The organism is Nocardia sp. bgisy134, assembly GCF_057708325.1.
This window is the reverse complement of record NZ_JBYIRW010000015.1, coordinates 154388-171595: the sequence shown is the minus strand read 5'-3', so window position 1 is coordinate 171595 and position 17208 is coordinate 154388. Positions and strand designations below refer to the sequence as shown.

Below are 17208 nucleotides of genomic sequence, written 5' to 3'. Positions count from 1 at the left end.
TGCTCACAGCAGCGCGCGACGTGCGGATCGGGCGCTCCGGTGATCGGCGGGACAGGCCGCACGTTTATTGCCGCGAAGCATGGGAATTCGGGCGGGCGATGAAACAGGCGGTCTGGCTGGACTTGTCGAAACCGTGACGTGGATATCGGCGTTTCGAACTGCCTTTCGACAGTTACATGGAAATAGGATGCGCATTGTTCCTGTCTGACGACCGCGATACCGATAATCTCGGTATCCGATTCTAGATGTCGAGGCTCTTCCCCATCGAAGGAAGGACAGATCGTGAGGAGTCGACTACTCAGCTGGGCCGCAGTTTTGACGGGAACCCTCACCGTGGTTGGCGGCGGGGCGATTTCCGCACCGCAGGCGTGGACGGATCCGGTGGCGGAAGCCGTCGCCGATTTCTACATTCCGCCCGCTCCGCTGCCGGGTGGCGCCCCGGGCAACATCCTTCGCGCCGAACCGACACAAGTGGCTCTGTCTGCCCCGGGGCAGCCCGGAGTCATCCCGGCGCGCGCGACGCGCCTGATGTACCTGAGCAGCGACGCGCAGGACGGGATGACCGCGGTGGTGGGAACGTACCTGGATCCCATCGTGCCGTGGACCGGTCCCGGTGAGCGGCCGCTGGTCGCGTACGCGGGCGGCACGAAGGGGCAGGGCGATCAGTGCGCGCCCTCGAAGCTGCTCTCGCAGGTCGTCCAGTTCGAGCCGCCTGCCGATGTGATCTTCGAATACGACCTGGTCGCGATCTTCACGCTGCTGGCCCGCGGCATGCCGGTGATGGTGACCGACTATCACGGCCTCGGCACGCCCGCGATGCACGACTACCTCAACCGCAAGGCGCAAGCCCACGCGGTGTTGGACTCCGCGCGCGCCGCGCAGCAGTTGCCCGGCAACGGGCTCGGGCCGAACGCCCCTGTCATCCTCTACGGATACTCGCAGGGCGGCATGGCCTCCGGCGGTGCGGCCGAACTCCATTCGAGCTACGCCCCCGACGTGAACGTGCGCGGCGCCTACGTCGGCGGACCGGTGGTCGACGACCAGTACTTCATCGGGTACAACGACGGGCGCGCCGACATCGCCCCCACCTACGCCTGGATTCTCAACGGCATGGCGGCGAACTACCCGAGTGTCGGCCCGGTGCTCGACGCCGAGCTCAACGACACCGGCAAGGCGATCCTGAACGAAGCGGCGGGCAAGTGCGCCGTACCGATGGGGCTGGCGCAGCAGAACCAGCACACGTCCCAGTGGACCGCGAGCGGGCTGCCGCTCACCGCCGTGATCGATCAGTCCCCGACGCTGAAAGCGGTGTTCGACGAGCAGCGCGTCGGTGGGCTCACCCCGGATATGCCCGTGCTGATCTCCTCGGCGCCGAACGACGAGGGCGCGCCGTTCGCGCCGATTCACGGCGTGGCGGCGAGCTGGTGCAGTCGTGGCGTGCCGGTTCAGCTGGACGCGAATGCTCAGATTCCCAGCATGTCCGGACTCGTCGGCACCCACGTGATGGCGTTCTTCCCGGCGCTGGCCGCTTCGCAGCAGTGGCTGACGGATCGGCTTGCCGGTGTTCCCGCTCCGACCAACTGCGGTGGGCTGCCGTGATCGCGGATCCGCGGCGCGGTTGTTCGTCTCTGTGATGTGGTGATTGTCTGATGCACGATGCCCGGCGGCGGGTCGGCCTCTGAGCCGACCCGCGCCGATGGCCGAGCCCGGTCGCGAAGTTCGGGTCACCTGGTGGTACGAAACGGGACCTCGCGCCTTCGGAGCCGGCGAAGTCCCAGCACTCCCGCGCATTCATTCTGGCCGGTGACGGCGAACCCGGCATTGCGCGTGCGGATTCGGGGGCATCCCGCTCGGTGGCGTCGACGGCCACTGCCGAGTGTCACTACTCGACGGTGTAAAGCACCGAGAATCCATCCGCCGCACCCAACTCCCCGAATCATCGGGCCGACCGCTCCGGGTCGGCGAGCATGGCGGCGAAGCGGCCCGGTCAGGGGACGATTTTTCCGGAACTCTGGATTGCTGCGAGGAAACCGCTATTCTGGAACGACAACTCAGTGCACCGTTTTCGGCGGCCACACTTCTGAATTGGGTGTTGTTCTGTTGAATCAGCGGGACGGCTATGACGGTCTTCAAAAACACGCAAGCGCGTGACCCCAAGCGGTATCTCTGGATTTTCGGTCTGATAGCACCGGGTTGCGCACTCCTTCCCTCACAACTGGTGGCCCACACCGGCCTGGAACTGTTTTGGTGGATCGGTCCGATCATCGTGTTCGTGGCCATCCCACTGCTCGACTGGGCGGTGGGTGACGACGGAAGCAATCCACGCGACGAGGACTACGAGGCATTGTCCAACGATCGCTATTATCGTTGGTGCACTTACCTTTTCCTGCCGATGCAGTTCATCGGTCTGCTGATCGCAGGCTATCTGTGGTCCAGAACGGAACTGAGCCTCGCGGACAAGCTCGGGCTCGCCGTGACGCTCGGCGTCGTGTCCGGTATCGGTATCAACGCCGCGCACGAGCTGGGCCATCGCGTCGAGCGCATGGAGCGGTGGTTCGCGAAAATCGCTCTGGCGCAGTCGGGTTACGGACACTTCTTCGTCGAGCACAACCGCGGCCACCACGTGCGGGTCGCCACGCCGGAAGACCCGGCCAGCGCGAGGTTCGGCGAGTCGCTGTGGGAGTTCCTGCCGCGCAGCATGTTCGGCGGGTTCCGCTCGGCGATCGCCCTGGAACGAGAACGCCTGTCCCGCAGGGGAAAGGGCTTCTTCAGCCCGGAAAACCACCTGCTGCAGGCGTGGTCGATGAGCATCGCGCTGTTCGGCACGATGATCCTCGTCTTCGGGCCGATGGTGATCCCGTTCCTGGCGCTGCAAGCGTTGATCGGCGCCGGACTGCTGGAGACGGTGAACTACGTCGAGCACTACGGCCTGCTGCGCGCGCGCCGCCCCAACGGCAACTACGTGCGGTGCACGCCGCGTGACAGCTGGAACAGCGACCGTCTGGTTACCAATATCTTCCTGTTCCATCTCCAGCGGCACAGCGACCATCACGCGAACCCCGGCCGCCGCTACCAGACCTTGCGCAGCTCGATGCAGGCGCCGCAGCTGCCCGCGGGCTACGCCTCCATGGTCGTGCTGGCCGCGGTGCCGCCGCTGTGGCGCGCGGTCATGGACCACCGAGTGCTCGACCATTACGGCGGCAACCTCATGCTCGTCAACCGGAAGCCCCGCTTCAAGCGCAATCCCTTCTCGAATGCCGGGTCTACGCCACCTGTCGATCGAACACCGGTGCGGACGCCGGAGGGAGCCGGTGAGGCGGGATCACATTGACCACCGCCTTGCCGTGCGACCGGCGCGACAACAACGCCCGCGCCCCCTCGCCGACCTGGTCCCAATCCCGCACCAGGCGATGCCCGGATCGAGGCTCCGGCCGCAACCCGGTCGGCGAGCCAGATCGATCCGGGCCGATGTCGGTGCACGACAGCAGGAAGGCGTCGCGATCGTTCGGCCGTGGCGACCCTGAACACCGAAGCACGCACTGGACAGGGATGTCTCGTCCTGCCCGGCTGCGTGGCCGATGGCGTTCCGCCCTCGGCCAGAACGCGGTAGGCCGCCCCTGCCGAGCGGGTCGCCGGTGATGGCGATGACGTGCGCGCCGCCCAAGCGCGAGCTGAATCGCATTGCGGCCGACGCAACCGGTCGCCCCGGGGGGGTCTTCGAGCGCACCTTCTTCCACCCTTTCATCGGAACGAAAGACGTCGCGATGGCGCCAGTGCACAACGTGGCGGTGCTTCTTGCCGATCGCTGAGAGGGCAGGCTCGGAAGGCCTCGTCCGCCCCAGTGCCCGCCGTCCCGCTCCGTGCCAGGCAGGTCGCCGGTAGTGGCGCGATGACGTGCGCGCCGCCCATGCGCTCGAGCTGGATCGCATAGCGGCCGACGCCGGGTCGCACCGGTACGCGACGACCCAATATCGCGCCGATCCGGTGTCGTGCCCGTAGGCGCTCCTGCGACCGGGAGCGTGCTCACCGCGCGGGGTCAGCACCGGTCTGGACGACCGCGAGCAGTCCGGTGTCGACTGCCGCAACTTCGCCTGCGCCTCGGCATCGGACCCTGCGTGACCACAGAAGTGCCCACCGCAGGACCGCAGCCATCGGCAGCCGCTCACTCGACGATCCTGGCCGTGTCCAATCCCAGCGCCGCCCCCCGGGAGCGTTCGCGATTCAGGGACCGGCGAACCGAATCCACTTGCGGCCGAAGGAGTTCGGTGGGAAGTCTGTTGTCTGCCAACACATTAGGTCTGGCCGCGGCCAGGAGGTGGGGCTACGCGACCGCCCACAGCCGGGAGCGAGTCACCCGCCAGATAAACGTAGCTCGGCTTCGAGTCCAATCAGCCTGCTGTGGCAGTGTTCTCGCGGCCTAGCCAGGTTGGGCTCGTCGGCTTGGACCGGCGCTGAGGCCGCATTTCGTGCGAGCCAGTCGAAGCAGGACCTGCCGATCGGCACCGAGCTGAGCGGGCCGAGGCAGGAATCGGCGGGAGAGAAATGGTCGTTCCGGACTACTGGGGACCACCATTCGACTACCGTCGAATCCATTTTCCTATCGACCGTAGTCGAATGGTGGTCCGGGGGTCGGGGGTGAAAATCAGAGAAGGCGAGGGGAATTAGTGGGCCGGCGTGGGGTGCGGCCGATGGAGGGCACCAGCACGATCATGCCGAAGCACACCGCCGCGAAGGAGCCGAGGGCCGCGGATAGCGACCCGGTCAGGATCGCTACTCCGCAGCCCAGAGCCATCGCGATGAGGCCGCCGAGCATGGCGGTACCGCGCTCGATGCCGACGATCTGTTCAGGTCGATCGTTCATCGGAGTCATGCCGATGGTGTTACCCGTCGCGTGCGTGATCAAAACGTGACTGGCGCATCCTCGTTCGGCATCGAAGTGTCGGGTCGCCGTTAGGCGCACTGGTGGCCGGGTATCGCGTGGACACGTCGCTACAGCGCGGAAAGGTGAGACCGGTCCGGCGGATCGGCCGGAAGGCGGGAGGTGTACCGGTGATCGATCGCCTGGGTGAGGTGATTGCGAAACGGATGGTCGCGGACGGGAATCGGTCGGTCCTCATCGAAGTCGGCAGACCGCGGCCCGCGGCGGGCGCGGGTGGTGACGTGTGCGGTTTCCGCATCGAGGGATGGGGCGAGTCCAGGGCGACCGGGGTGGATGCGTTGGCGGCGTTGTATCGCGCCTTGGTGGAGATCGGTACGCAGCTGACTCGGGCGAACGAGGCGGGCGCGCAGTTCACCGTCGCAGGCCCCGCCGAGCTCGGTTTCCCGGCGCCGCCGACCCGCGAGGACATCTCCCACGACCCCGGAATGGAGTACGCGCTGGGCGATCTGCTCGCTATCCGCACGGTGACCGCCGCCAACGGCCCGCACACCGTCACGATCGGCCGCCCCGTCTGCTCGTCCGACAGCCAGTTCTACGTGTGCCCCTTTCGTATCGACGGCAGCCGCCACGCCGTCGCCTCCGGCCTCGACGAAATCCAGGCGTTGCTCACCGCGATCCGCATGATCGGCGCCTGGCTCGAGTTACCCGGCGACTGGCCGGTCAGCCGATTGTCGTAGAGCGTCCTTTTGCAGTGCTTCGAGCACCGGGAAACGACGACGGCGCAATGGATTCGGGGAACACCGGCCGGTCACGGCGACGTCGGCGGGATACGTCATGACGAAGGACCCGGCGGCGGTGTGACCTCACCCTCCGCCGGATCGGCGTGCACTCCGGCGAGGTCGCGAAGCACCACGAGAGCGGCTTCATGCCCGTCGGGGTGCAGGGCGGAGAACAGAATCCGTTGCACTTCATCAGCTTTCGGGAGGAGCTGCGCGTACTCCCGGCGGCCGGTGCGCGTCAAGGCGATCCGCCGTTCGCGCTTGTCCGCGGGGTTGACGGAGCGTTCGACGAGTTTCTTCCTTTCGAGCGCGCTCGCGGACTGCGTCATCGTCGAGGCGTCCGTACGGATGCGGACGGAGATCTCGTGCTGGGTCAGCGGGCCCTCCACGTAGACGGCGTTGAGAATGGCGAACTGCGTTGGCGTGATCGAATCCCCGACGGTGGCGTGCCAGATGGCGTTGTGTCGTTGGTAGAGCAGGCGAATCAGATGGCCGGGTGTATTCGCGAAGACGTGAGGGACCGGCTTCGGGACGGGGGATTCCATCCACCGATTACATCACGGCAGGTGTCGGCGACAGGGCCCGATCCATCACCGTCACCGACCGATTCCCGCGAAATCCATACGTGTACGTACTATCTTCCGCTATTGCTCCAGCATGCTAAAGATGCTGTTGCGCAACATATTTGAACGGAACATCGACACGGAAGAGGCGGTCGAGACCACCTTTGATGTTGTCGCCGCTGACCGCACTGGTGTACGGTTCGGAACCATACGAATGTGGCGTAGTATCACCGGGAAATGCAATGAATTCGCCACCGTGGGGATTCGTCTGGAATTGTCGGATTTCAAATATGGGGGTATGCGAATGGCCGAGCGAAATTCACACAAAAGCACGACCGGGCCGAATATCGGCCCTATTCCGCTGAATCGCCGCACACTGCTCGGCGGCGCCGCCGTCGCCGCGCTCGGAGCCGCGGGAATCGGTGGGTTCTTGTTCGCCGAGGACAGAATCGGACCGTGGCGACTGACCGCGCGCGGCATCGTCGACCGGCTCCAGGACACCGCGGGCGGCTCGTTCCCCGGCTGGCGCCGCAACCACGCCAAAGGAGTGGCCGTGGCCGGATACTTCGACAGCAACGGCAACGGTGCCGAACTGTCGAAGGCGTCGGCGTTCCGATCCGGACGCTACCGGCTGGCCGGACGCTTCTCCCTCGCCGGGGGCAACCCGCACGTGCCCGATACGCCGACCGCGCCCCGCGGACTCGGGCTGCAGCTTTTCCTGCCGGATGGAGAGCAGTGGCGGATGGCGATGCTCAACATCCCCGTCTTCCTGGACGCCACCGCGCAGGACTTCTACGACCGCACCCTGGCCTTCGCTGTGGACCCGGCCACCGGCAAACCCGATCCCGCGGTGATGAAGGACTACATCGCGTCGCACCCGAAGACCGCCGCGGCGCTGGCCGTCATCGGGCAGGGCGCTCCCGCGCCGACCTTCGCGACCTCGACCTTCTTCTCGCTCAACGCGTTCCGATTCACCGACGGTGACGGTCGCACCGTGCCGGTGCGCTGGCGCCTCGAGCCGGAAAACCCGCCGCCCGCGACCGGACCGGCGAACGGCGACAACGCCCTCTTCGACGGCCTCGTCACCGACCTGCGGGCGACGCCGCTGCGGTGGCGGCTCATGGTCGTCGTCGGCGAGGCCGGCGTCGATCCCACCGACGACGCCACCAGGATGTGGCCGAACGATCGCCGCACCGTGCACGTCGGCACGGTCGTGCTGGACCGGATCGAGACCGAATCGGCGGACAACGTGCGCGACGTGAACTTCGATCCGCTGGTGCTGCCCAACGGAATCGAAGCCTCCGACGATCCGCTGCTGCAAGCCCGCTCGGCCGTCTACGGCGAGTCCTTCCGCCGCCGCGCCGGCGAAACGAAGCCCGTGGGCGCCGTCGTGGTGAAGGAGGCGTGACGACCATGTCCATCGGTGAACTCGACACCGGCGCAACCCGATTCGGCCTCCCAGGGCGGATCCTGCACTGGACGATGGCCGTCCTGATCATCACGATGATCGGTATCGGCGCGGCCATGGTGGGCTACCTCGGACACTATGGCACCCTGTTGACCTGGCACAAAACCCTCGGGGTCGCGATACTGGCGCTCGCCGTCGTGCGCATCGCCTACCGGATCCGGCACCGGCCGCCGCCGCAGATCGAAACGATGGCCCGCCCCGAGCGGCTCGTTGCCGCCGGATCCGAAATCCTCATGTACGCGCTGTTTCTCCTCCAGCCGATCGTCGGTTGGGCTGTGGTATCGGCGTCCGGCATCCCGATCCACATCCTCGGCGGCTTCCGGATTCCCGCGATCGCACCCACCGATCCGGAGCTGTACGCGGCGCTGCGCACCGTGCACGGCCTGCTCGCCTACGCCCTGCTGCTCGCCCTCACCGCACACGTCTGCGCGGTGATCTTCCACGCGGCGGTCCTCCGCGACAACCTGCTCCACCGCATGACTTTCCCGCTACGCCGCTAGCGGTCCTCCCGCACCTCCGGCCGGACCCGTACGGCTCCTGGGCGTCTCCGACCCGCGCTCAGAACTCGGCGACCACCTGAAACAGCGCGGGGTTGGCGGCGGCGAAGTCGGGGGAGGCGGACAGGCGCTGCTGGAACCGGGGGTCGTCGCCCGCTGCGCGCCAGGCCTCGGCGCTGTCCCAGTGCGCGATGTTGACCAGTTGGAAGCGAGTGTCCGGGTTCACCGCGCGGTGCAGCCGGTTGTCCCGGAAGCCGGGCGCCTGGCTCATCAGCTCCGCGCGGCCGAGCCAGTGCGGCAGGAATTCGTCGATCCGTCTGCGGTGCATCCGTGCATCCCGGAAACCGGGGGCGGTGTGGATCAGCCCGACGCGCTCCCGCCAGCGCGCGACAGACTCGTCGATCCGGTCCTCGGGCAGTTCCCACGCGTCGATCAAAGTGATTCCGTCATCGGTCACCGCACCATCGTGAAACCTCAACCACACTACAGGTCAAGGTCATTCACGCTACCTAGTGCACGGTCCTCGCGCTTCGCAGCCGCCACACCCGGTGCGAGGCGTGCGCGAACCCGTCGCGGTCATTCGGCGGTGACGAAACCTTGGGCGACCATCCAGTCGCGGGCGACTTCGGCGGGCTCGCGGCCGTCCACGTCGACCTGGCGGTTCAGGTCGGTGATCACCTCGTTGGTGAGCAGCGCGGAGATCGGAGCCATGATCTCGGCGATCCGCGGGTGCGCTTCGTGGAAGTCGGCGCGCAGCACGAGTGCCGCGTTGTACTTCGGGAAGAACGCTAGATCGTCTTGCAGCAGAACGAGATTCAGCGCCGGTATGCGTCCGTCGGTGGCGGCGACCGAGCCGAAGCGGCACTGGCCCGCGTCGGCGGTGGCCTGGTAGACGAGGGGGTCCTGCATGATCCGCTTGCGCACCGTGCCGACGTCGATGCCGTACTTCCGGGCCAGGCCCGGGTAGCCGTCCTGGCGGACGTTGAATTCGGTGCCGACGCAGGTGGCCGCGGCGGCCGGGTCGGTCGCGACGAGCCTGGCATAGTCCGACAGCGTCCGGACGCCGGTCTCCTCAGCGGTGCGGCTGCTGGTCACCAAGGCGTAGGTGTTGTTCATCGGCGCCATCGCCGTCCACACCATCCCGTGCGCGGCGCGGTCGGCGTCGCGCACCGCCTCGAATTGGCCGACCTCGCTCGGCACCGGGGTTTCGTTGCCGAGGTAGTTGATCCAGCCGGTGCCGGTGTAGTCGTAGGCGACGTCGATCTGGCCGTGCAGCTGCGCGTCGCGCAGGCTGTTGGAACCCTGGATGTTGGTCAGGTCGCGAACGTTCGCGCCCGCCGCGGTCATGGCGAATTCGATGAGGTAACCGAGGATGTTCTGTTCGGTGAAGTCCTTGGAGCCCACCGTGATCGTGACGCCGTCGAGTTCGGCCGACGGCTGGATGCTGCCCGGCCCCACGCGCAGCGGCACGGCGCCGCCCGACTCCAGACCGCAGCCGCCCAGCACCAGCAGCGCCGCCGCCACCAGCGCCCACAGCCGTCCGCCGCGCCTCATGCCAAACCCCTCGGTCCGAGGAAGCGTTCGGCCAGCGCGCCGAGCCAGTCGACGAGCAGCGCCAACGCCACGGCCAGCACGGCGCCGACCACCAGGGTGACGTTGTCGCGCAGCTTGTATCCGGTGTCGATGAGAATCCCCAACCCGCCCGCGCTCACCAGGAACGACAGCGTCACAGTGCCGACGGCCAGCACCAGCGAGGTGCGCAGTCCCGCGAGAATGTAGGGCACCGCCAGCGGAAACTCGATGCGCCGCAACACCGTCGCCGCCGACATGCCCTGGCCGCGGCCCGCGTCCATTAACGTCCGATCCACCTGCTGATACCCGAGAATGGTGTTGCGCAGCACCGGAAGCAGTGTGTAGAAGGCGATCGGAGCGACGCCGATCCAGAAACCGGTGGTGCGGGTCGCCAGATAGCACAGCACGATGAGTCCGATGGCCGGCGCGGCCGCGCCGATGTTGGCGATGCCGACGAAAACCGGTGCGAGACGGCGATATCCGGGCCTGGTGAGCAGGGTGCCGAGCGGCACCGCCACCGCGACGACGATCAGCACCACCGTCGCGGTGAGCAGCACGTGCTGCCAGGTGACGGTGGCGATAGTGCTCGCGTTGATGCTCGCGCGCTGGGTGGCGGTGAGGTCGCGGCGGAATGCCCACACCAGGACGCCGACGGTCAGCACCAGGACCAGCGCGGGCTGGACGAGCAACCGCAGCCGCTCGGCTCGGTGCGCGGCGACCGGTGCGGACGCGGCGCTGGGTGCGACGACGGCGGCGGTCACGACGTGGCCTCGGCGGCGGGTTGCTCGCCGCCGTGGCGAGCCCGCGTCGCGGACAGGTGCCCGACCAGCGTGTCGATGGTGATCAGTCCCGCGAATTCGCCGCGCGCGTCGGTGACCACCGCGGTCGCGGTCTGCTCGGCGAGCAGGGCCTCCAGCGCGTCCTGCAGCGTCGATCGCAGCGACAGCGCCTGACCGATCGGGCTGCCGACCTCACGCAGCGTCCCGGCGTTCGTCAGCTGCTCGGCCGACACCCACCGCAGCGGGCGCCGCCGCGCGTCCAGGATCAGCGCCCACAGCGATTCCCGGCCCGCCAGTGCCGCGCGCAAGGTCTCCGCCGGTTCGTCCTGCCCCGCGGTCGGGCAGTCGCCGAGTTCCACATCGCCGACCCTGGTCAGCGTCAACTGCTTGAGCGAGGCGTCGGCGCCGACGAATCCGGCCACGGTGTCGTCGGCGGGGTCGGCGAGGATCGCGGCCGGGGTGTCGTACTGGAGGATTCTGGACCGGTCGCCGAGCACGGCGATCCGGTCACCGAGTTTCACCGCCTCGGCGAAATCGTGCGTGACGAAGACGATGGTCTTGCCGAGTTCCGCCTGCAACCGCAGCAATTCGTCCTGCAACAGGCCGCGGGTGATCGGATCGACTGCGCCGAACGGTTCGTCCATCAGCAGCACGGGCGGGTCGGCGGCCAGTGCGCGCGCCACCCCGACGCGCTGCTGTTGTCCGCCGGAGAGCTGACGCGGGTAGCGGCCGCGGAAGGTGTCCGGGTCGAGGCCGACGAGGTCGAGCATCGCGTCGACCCGCGCGGCGATCCGCGCGCGGTCCCAGCCGAGCAACCCGGGCACGGTCGCGATGTTCTTGGCCACCGTCATGTGCGGGAAGAGGCCGGCCTGCTGGATCGAGTACCCGATGCCGCGGCGCAGCTGATCGGGATTCATCGCCGCGGCGTCGCGGCCGCCGATGGTGATGGTGCCCGAGGTCGGTTCGATCAGCCGGTTGATCATGCGCATGGTCGTGGTCTTGCCGCAGCCCGACGGCCCGACGAGCACGACGATCTCGCCCGCGGGGATGGTCAGCGACACCTCGTCCACGGCCGGATCATGTTGTCCCGGATACCGTTTGGTGACGGCGTCGAGCACGATGTCGACGCCGGACACCGCGGCGCCGGTCTCGATGTCAGTCACGAATCCCCCTCGAGGTGGTCAGTCGCCCCACGAGGACGAACAGGCCGTCCAGTAGCAGAGCGAGCACGATGATCAGCACCGTGCCGGTCAACGCCTGCGGCACGGCGTTGGGGCTGCCGAGCCGGGACAGCCCGGAGAAGATCAGATTGCCGAGCCCAGGCCCTTTGGCGTAGGCGGCGAGCGCGAGGATGCCCATGATCATCTGGGTGCTGACCCGCATCCCGGTCAGGATCGCGGGCCAGGCCAGCGGCAGTTCGACGGCGGCGAGCACCCGCATCCGGTTCATGCCGACACCGCGGGCGGCGTCGACCACCGACGGATCGACCGCGGCCAGCCCGACGATGGTGTTACGCAGGATGGGCAGCAGGGCGTAGAGCACGAGCGCCGTGACGGTCGGCCCGACACCGAGTCCGAGGATCGGGATCAGCAGACCGAGCAGCGCGAACGAGGGCACCGTGAGGATCGCGCTCGCCGCGGCCGTGGCCGCCGCCGAACCGAACGGGCTGCGGTAGACGAGCACGCCGACGACCACCGCGATCAGCGCGGCGACCAGCAGCGACTGGATCACCGCCGAGACATGCAAATACGAGTCGACGAGCAGCTGGTGCCGTCGGGTCACCACGAACGTCCACAGTGTGTCCAGGGCCGAACCTCCCGTACCACGTTGCGCCGGAGTCTATCTCGCACCTTAACTCGCCGCAGCGAGTCGGCGGGACCGAAACGCGCTGTGGTGGATGCGAACTGCGTGGTTCACGCGAACTGCCGTCCGGCGCGGCAGGCTCGGACGGTACGCCGGTGGTCCAGGGTTCAGAAACCGGATGGGCGAGTGGCGATCGGGTTTCGTCCGCCGTCCGGATCCGGGTCGGCCGAGGAGCCGGGCGCCGCCAATGCGTCGGCGAGCATCGCGGCGATCTCGCCGACCGCGGGACCGAAGGCGAGCGCGTTGTTGACGAAGCCGTGCATGTAACCGTCGAATCGCCGCGCCGTCACGGGCACGCCGTCGGCGCGCAGGCGGGTCGCGTAGGCTTCGCCCTCGTCGCGCAGGGGGTCGAAGCCCGCGGTGATCACGACGGCGCGGGGGAGCCCGGCGGTGGTCTCGGCGTAGAGCGGCGACACGTCCGGTCGGGTGCGGTCGAGGTCGGGTGGTAGGAAGCAGCGGTCGAAGAAGTCGATGTCGGTGCGGGTGAGGGCGAATCCCTCGGCGAACGTCGTGCGGGACTGAGCTTTCCCGGTCAGATCCGTGGGTGGGTAGATCAGCAGCTGGAGCAGGGGCGCGGGGCCGCCCTCGTGGCGCATCCTCTGGCACAGCACCGCCGCCAGATGCCCGCCCGCGCTGTCACCTCCCACCGCGACACGTTCGGCCGTGACACCGAATTCGCCTGCGCGAGCGGCGATATCACAGAAGGCCGCCACCGCGTCGTCGACGGCTGCTGGATAAGGGTGCTCGGGTGCGAGCCGATAGTCGACCGCGACCATCCGGATCCGCGCGGTGTGCGCCACGGTCCGGCAGAACGCGTCGTGGGTGTCGAGATCGCCGATGACCCAGCCGCCACCGTGGAAATAGACCAGCAGCGTATCGGCCGCGCCGGGGTCGTACAGCCGCGCCCGCAGCGGTCCGGTGGCGCCCGCGACGGTGATGTCCTCGACGCGCACGGGTGCGCGCCGCCCCGCGCCGATCGCCGCCATCCGCCGCGCCTGGTGACGCAGCCGCACCGGATCCGGCGCCGACTTCGGCAGCGCCCGGGTGATGCGCAGGAGCAACTGGGCATCGAGGTCGAGCTCGTTGCCGTCGCGGTACACCGCGGGACCGGCGAGCGCGCGTTTGACGCGCGGTGGCAACCGGAGCAGTCCGCGGACTGCCGCCGCGGCCGTCCGCGCGGTGGCTGGCACGGAGGGCATCGGGGGGATGGGATCGACCGGCACGGGAACACCTCTCTTGTGCGGTTCAGGCTCGGAGCACGTCACGACGCAGCACCGATGCTGCCACCTGGGTCCTGGAATGCGGCCGATCGGGCGTGATTCGCAGGCCACGCGAACACGTCGACTGTCATCGTGTGTGCTCGGTGACGAATTGGGTGATGGCGTCGTGCATCTGGGTCAGGCCTGGCTCTTCGAGCGGATAGTGCCCGGCATTGTCGAGCACAACCGTGGTGACCGGGACCTTGGTGATCGCCCTGGTGACCGGCTCGCTGAGTTCGAGCGGGGTCCAGTGATCTTCGGCCGGTTGGGTGTGCAGGACGGGGCAGACGTCGAAGTCGGCGGGTTCGAGATCGGGGGCGTAGGAGCCGAATTCGCTGAAGAATTTCGCCGAGACCCAGCTGCCCGCCGAGGTCTTGTCGCGCAGAAAGACTTTCATGGCATCCGGGTTGTTGCACAGTGCGCTCATCTTCGACGCCAGTGACATCGGATAGCGCACACCGCGCAGCGGGGTGCGTGCCAGCAGTTCGAACACCGCGGTACCGAAGGTGGCGTGGAAGGCGTCGTGGGAGACCGCGCGCCAGACCTTCCTGTCGCGCGGGTCGAGGAAGGTCGTGCCGATGATGCCGCGCAGCGTGCCGCGCGGTGCGTGCGCCGCGACGTGGTAGGTCAGCATGCCGCCGGCGCTGAGCCCGTAGAGCACGATCGGCCGGTCGTCGCGGGTGTTTTCGTAGGCGAGGAAATCGGTGGTGAGCTGGATCCAGTCGCGGTAGCCGGGCGCGGCGCCGTCGGCGACCTGGGTCAGGCCGTAGCCGAGGTTGTCCAGGGCGACGGTCTCGAAGCCGCGCTGGGCCAGCGTCGCCCCGGCAACGAGGCTCATCTGCCTGCCGTTGGTGCCGACCCCGTGGTGCAGCACGATCTTGGCGGGAGCGTCGGGCAGGGGATACCTGTCCAGGTGCACGTGATTGCCCCGCCAGTTCCAGTACTCCTCGGCGGGCGCGGTCTCGTCGGTCAGCCGCAGGCGCTCGGGCAGGAACCGCTGCAGGTCCCGCCACGCCTGCTGATCGCGATACCACCGAGGACGCTCGCTCACGGCCAACTCCTCTCGCTCCAGCTATGCTCCGGTTAACCGTCGAGGTGGAGTGTATTCCAGCGGGGGCGGCAGGCCCGCGATGGGAAGCCTTCTCCTCGGCGGGACGGCCCGCGGCTCTCCGGCGCCAGGGACGGTACGCCGCCCCTCGGTGGCGAGCTAGGAACGATCGAAATCGGCAGGCTCCCAGGTGTATTCGTACTCCGGAAGTTCGAAGCCCGCGTCGAATCGCCCGATCCGCGCGTCGGTGCGCCGCCCGCCGCGCCGCTCGTAGAAGGCGATGGCCGCGGCGTTGTCGCGCAGCACCTCCAGATACACCGGACGGCCGGGAAATTCGCTCGCCGCCCACCCGAGGCCGCGCTCGAACAGGCGGCTGCCGATCCCGCGCCCGAGGTTGCCGGGCCGGGCGTGCAGATTGTCCAGCAGCACCCGGCCGTCGTCCGTCGGTACGAGGTAGACGAAGCCCAGCAGTGTCGCGGCGTCCTCCGCCACGAACAGTCCTGGCGTGACCGCGGTGGTCAGCCGCTTTCCCCACAACGCTGACCGGTCGGCGTCGAGCGGCCCGGCGAGATAGTCGTCCGGCATCATGCCCGCGTAGGCCGTGCGCCAGCTCGCGGTGTGCAGCGCCGCGATCGCCTGCGCGTCCGCCGCGCCGCCGGTCCGAATCAGCATGGCGCCAGCATCATCGACGGCACGGTGTTTGTCACGTCGATATCCGCCGCACGCCCGAGCAACATCGGCCGGGAGTGGCGCCTCGCGACAGTCGGCCGAGGCACGTGGCCGAAAGCGGCATTGCTCGACGGCGGCACGGTGACTGTCGAAGGAGGCGGCCCGGTCGACCGCGATGCGGTGGCGGACGCGGTCGAGCGGGCCGGCTTCCGGCTCACCGACTGATCGGCGTCGCGAACGCCGTGGTGGCCGACATCGATCGCGCGGGTACCCGCACCACCGTCCGAGGCCTGCCAGGCCCTCGACCGGCTATCCGACACCGTCGCCGCCGTCGGACAACCGGTCGCGGGTCGGATCAGGAAGCGCTCGCACTCCTCGATCCGGACGGCCGGACGACTTCGAACGCGTACATGAGCAGCGCTCCCAGCGCCGCGCCGACCGGCCAGGACAGCGCCGTCACCTCCTGGGAATCGGGAGCGAGCGCGACGATCACCGCGATCGTACCCGAAAGTGCAAGCGCCGCAAGCGCTTTCGGGTTGAACCCGCGAGAGAAGTAGTAGCGCCCCTCCGCGGTGTCGTCGTACAGCTCGGCGACCGCGGTGCGCTGTCGCCGCAGCAGGTAGTAGTCGACGATCAGGATGCCGAACACCGGACCCATCAGCGCGCCGACACCGCCGAGGAAGTAGATGATGAAATCCTGGTTCTCCCAGAGCTTCCACGGCATCACCAGGATGGACAGGACGGCGGTGATGATGCCGCCGGTGCGGAACGAGATGAATCTCGGTGCGGCATTGGAGATGTCGTAGGACGGGGACACGAAGTTGAGGACCACGTTGATGCCCACGGTCGCCGTCGCGAACAACACCGCGGCGACGACCACCACCACATCGCTGTCGATATCGGCGACCAGCTGCACGGGGTCGCTCAGCACCTTCCCGTACACCTTCAGCGTGGCCAGCGAGATGACGATCGACAGGACCACGAACGCCGTCTCGTTGAACGGGATGCCCCACGCGTTGCCGCGCAGCACCGCCCGCTTGCTGGGGGAGAAGCGCGCGAAGTCGGCGTAGTTGACGAGCGGACCGGCCATGAACGACACCATCAGGAAGGCGACGCCGACGAACGCGGCGACGGTCGCGCCGCCCGACAGCGGCGCACCGGCTCGCGCGTTGAAGTCGATGCTCCACTCGGCCTTGCCCAGAATCCAGATCGCCAGCGCGATCATGCCGAGCCAGACCGCGGGGCCCGCGAAGTCCGAGGCCTTGCGCACGACTTCCATGCCGTAGTTGATGATCGCCAACTGCACGGTCCACAGCACGAGGAACGCGATCCAGCCCAAGGTCGACAAGCCGAGGAAACTGGATTCGGTCCACGACGCCAAACCCGGCGACACACGCAGCAGCAACACCATCAGCGCGGTGGAAGCCAGGTAGGTCTGGATCCCGTACCAGAACACCGCGACGATGGCCCGCAGCAGCGCGGGGATATTGGCGCCGAAGACGCCGAAGGCGGCGCGAGCGAAGACCGGGAACGGCACCCCGACCTTCTGGCCCGCGACGCCGACGAGATTGCTGCCGAGCCAGAGCACGAGCACGCCGGTGAACAGGGCGAGCATCGTCTGCCACCCGGTCATGCCGAGCGCGAGCATGCCGACCGCGAAGCCGTAGCTGGCGATGCTGTGCGCCGAGGTCATCCAGAGACAGAAGATGTCCCAGGTACGCCAGGTCGCGGTCTCCTTGGTCGTTGGCGCCAAGTCGTCGTTGACCAGCGAGGAACTGCTCGGCGCGCCGTCCAGCGGCCGTACCCGAGTTTCGGTCATCGGATGTCCTTCG

The 17208-nt window shown here is 68.0% G+C and carries 17 protein-coding genes; 6 read left to right on the top strand and 11 right to left on the bottom strand.

What is annotated here, in order from left to right; all coding sequences use genetic code 11:
- Positions 1–282: 282 nt before the first annotated feature.
- The 3 genes from AC3ERS_RS25400 to AC3ERS_RS25390 all read left to right on the top strand — a co-directional run bounded on the left by AC3ERS_RS25400 (position 283) and on the right by AC3ERS_RS25390 (position 3809).
- Positions 283–1599: a lipase family protein gene (locus AC3ERS_RS25400; RefSeq protein WP_431970591.1), complete on the top strand. Its 1317-nt coding sequence runs from the start codon at positions 283–285 to the stop codon at positions 1597–1599.
- 520 nt (positions 1600–2119) lie between these two features.
- Positions 2120–3331: an alkane 1-monooxygenase gene (locus tag AC3ERS_RS25395; protein WP_431970590.1), complete on the top strand. Its 1212-nt coding sequence runs from the start codon at positions 2120–2122 to the stop codon at positions 3329–3331.
- A gap of 307 nt (positions 3332–3638) precedes the next feature.
- Complete coding sequence (locus AC3ERS_RS25390; RefSeq protein ID WP_488186862.1) at positions 3639–3809, top strand: hypothetical protein; 171 nt, start codon at positions 3639–3641, stop codon at positions 3807–3809.
- An 833-nt stretch (positions 3810–4642) separates the two neighbouring features.
- Here AC3ERS_RS25390 and AC3ERS_RS25385 read toward each other — a convergent pair.
- Positions 4643–4903, bottom strand: coding sequence for a hypothetical protein (locus tag AC3ERS_RS25385; RefSeq protein ID WP_431970589.1), 261 nt, complete (start codon positions 4901–4903; stop codon positions 4643–4645).
- Between the two features lie 146 nt (positions 4904–5049).
- Between AC3ERS_RS25385 and AC3ERS_RS25380 the strand changes: the two genes are divergently transcribed.
- Positions 5050–5616, top strand: coding sequence for a DUF6968 family protein (locus tag AC3ERS_RS25380; protein ID WP_431970588.1), 567 nt, complete (start codon positions 5050–5052; stop codon positions 5614–5616).
- Positions 5617–5711: 95 nt separating this feature from the next.
- On the opposite strand, the gene AC3ERS_RS25375 is transcribed toward AC3ERS_RS25380, so the two are convergent.
- Entirely contained in the window at positions 5712–6203 is a 492-nt protein-coding gene (locus AC3ERS_RS25375) for a MarR family winged helix-turn-helix transcriptional regulator (protein WP_431970587.1), read from the bottom strand.
- A 121-nt stretch (positions 6204–6324) separates the two neighbouring features.
- On the opposite strand from AC3ERS_RS25375, the gene AC3ERS_RS25370 reads away from it, so the two are divergent.
- A complete protein-coding gene (locus AC3ERS_RS25370) occupies positions 6325–7629 on the top strand; it encodes a catalase family peroxidase (protein WP_431970586.1) in 1305 nt (434 codons plus the stop codon).
- Between the two features lie 5 nt (positions 7630–7634).
- Entirely contained in the window at positions 7635–8189 is a 555-nt protein-coding gene (locus AC3ERS_RS25365; RefSeq protein WP_431970633.1) for a cytochrome b, read from the top strand.
- 58 nt (positions 8190–8247) lie between these two features.
- Here AC3ERS_RS25365 and AC3ERS_RS25360 read toward each other — a convergent pair whose 3' ends face one another.
- The 9 genes from AC3ERS_RS25360 to AC3ERS_RS25320 all read right to left on the bottom strand — a co-directional run bounded on the left by AC3ERS_RS25360 (position 8248) and on the right by AC3ERS_RS25320 (position 17195).
- On the bottom strand, positions 8248–8643 hold the full coding sequence (locus AC3ERS_RS25360) for an antibiotic biosynthesis monooxygenase family protein (RefSeq protein WP_431970585.1): 396 nt from the start codon (positions 8641–8643) through the stop codon (positions 8248–8250).
- Between the two features lie 119 nt (positions 8644–8762).
- Positions 8763–9740, bottom strand: a complete 978-nt coding sequence (locus AC3ERS_RS25355) for a glycine betaine ABC transporter substrate-binding protein (protein WP_431970584.1) — start codon at positions 9738–9740, stop codon at positions 8763–8765.
- Positions 9737–10519 (bottom strand): ABC transporter permease, encoded by a 783-nt coding sequence (locus AC3ERS_RS25350; RefSeq protein ID WP_431970583.1) that lies wholly within the window; start codon positions 10517–10519, stop codon positions 9737–9739. Before AC3ERS_RS25350 ends, AC3ERS_RS25355 begins: the two co-directional genes overlap by 4 nt.
- Positions 10516–11700, bottom strand: a complete 1185-nt coding sequence (locus tag AC3ERS_RS25345) for an ABC transporter ATP-binding protein (RefSeq protein WP_431970582.1) — start codon at positions 11698–11700, stop codon at positions 10516–10518. Before AC3ERS_RS25345 ends, AC3ERS_RS25350 begins: the two co-directional genes overlap by 4 nt.
- Positions 11693–12343: an ABC transporter permease gene (locus AC3ERS_RS25340; RefSeq protein WP_431970632.1), complete on the bottom strand. Its 651-nt coding sequence runs from the start codon at positions 12341–12343 to the stop codon at positions 11693–11695. Before AC3ERS_RS25340 ends, AC3ERS_RS25345 begins: the two co-directional genes overlap by 8 nt.
- Before the next feature lie 164 nt (positions 12344–12507).
- Entirely contained in the window at positions 12508–13599 is a 1092-nt protein-coding gene (locus AC3ERS_RS25335; RefSeq protein WP_431970581.1) for an alpha/beta hydrolase, read from the bottom strand.
- 148 nt (positions 13600–13747) lie between these two features.
- Complete coding sequence (locus tag AC3ERS_RS25330; RefSeq protein ID WP_431970580.1) at positions 13748–14710, bottom strand: alpha/beta hydrolase; 963 nt, start codon at positions 14708–14710, stop codon at positions 13748–13750.
- 156 nt (positions 14711–14866) lie between these two features.
- On the bottom strand, positions 14867–15379 hold the full coding sequence (locus AC3ERS_RS25325; protein ID WP_431970579.1) for a GNAT family N-acetyltransferase: 513 nt from the start codon (positions 15377–15379) through the stop codon (positions 14867–14869).
- 352 nt (positions 15380–15731) lie between these two features.
- On the bottom strand, positions 15732–17195 hold the full coding sequence (locus tag AC3ERS_RS25320) for an NCS1 family nucleobase:cation symporter-1 (protein ID WP_431970578.1): 1464 nt from the start codon (positions 17193–17195) through the stop codon (positions 15732–15734).
- Between the last annotated feature and the right edge of the window lie 13 nt (positions 17196–17208).

Bases quoted from the DNA above. Each gene is read 5' to 3' on its own strand.
- AC3ERS_RS25365 (WP_431970633.1), top strand. From the start codon at position 7,635: ATGTCCATCGGTGAACTCGACACCGGCGCAACCCGATTCGGCCTCCCA.
- AC3ERS_RS25395 (WP_431970590.1), top strand. From the start codon at position 2,120: ATGACGGTCTTCAAAAACACGCAAGCGCGTGACCCCAAGCGGTATCTC.
- AC3ERS_RS25390 (WP_488186862.1), top strand. From the start codon at position 3,639: ATGGCGATGACGTGCGCGCCGCCCAAGCGCGAGCTGAATCGCATTGCG.
- AC3ERS_RS25370 (WP_431970586.1), top strand. From the start codon at position 6,325: ATGCTGTTGCGCAACATATTTGAACGGAACATCGACACGGAAGAGGCG.
- AC3ERS_RS25325 (WP_431970579.1), bottom strand. From the start codon at position 15,379: ATGCTGATTCGGACCGGCGGCGCGGCGGACGCGCAGGCGATCGCGGCG.
- AC3ERS_RS25375 (WP_431970587.1), bottom strand. From the start codon at position 6,203: ATGGAATCCCCCGTCCCGAAGCCGGTCCCTCACGTCTTCGCGAATACA.
- AC3ERS_RS25335 (WP_431970581.1), bottom strand. From the start codon at position 13,599: ATGCCCTCCGTGCCAGCCACCGCGCGGACGGCCGCGGCGGCAGTCCGC.
- AC3ERS_RS25355 (WP_431970584.1), bottom strand. From the start codon at position 9,740: ATGAGGCGCGGCGGACGGCTGTGGGCGCTGGTGGCGGCGGCGCTGCTG.
- AC3ERS_RS25320 (WP_431970578.1), bottom strand. From the start codon at position 17,195: ATGACCGAAACTCGGGTACGGCCGCTGGACGGCGCGCCGAGCAGTTCC.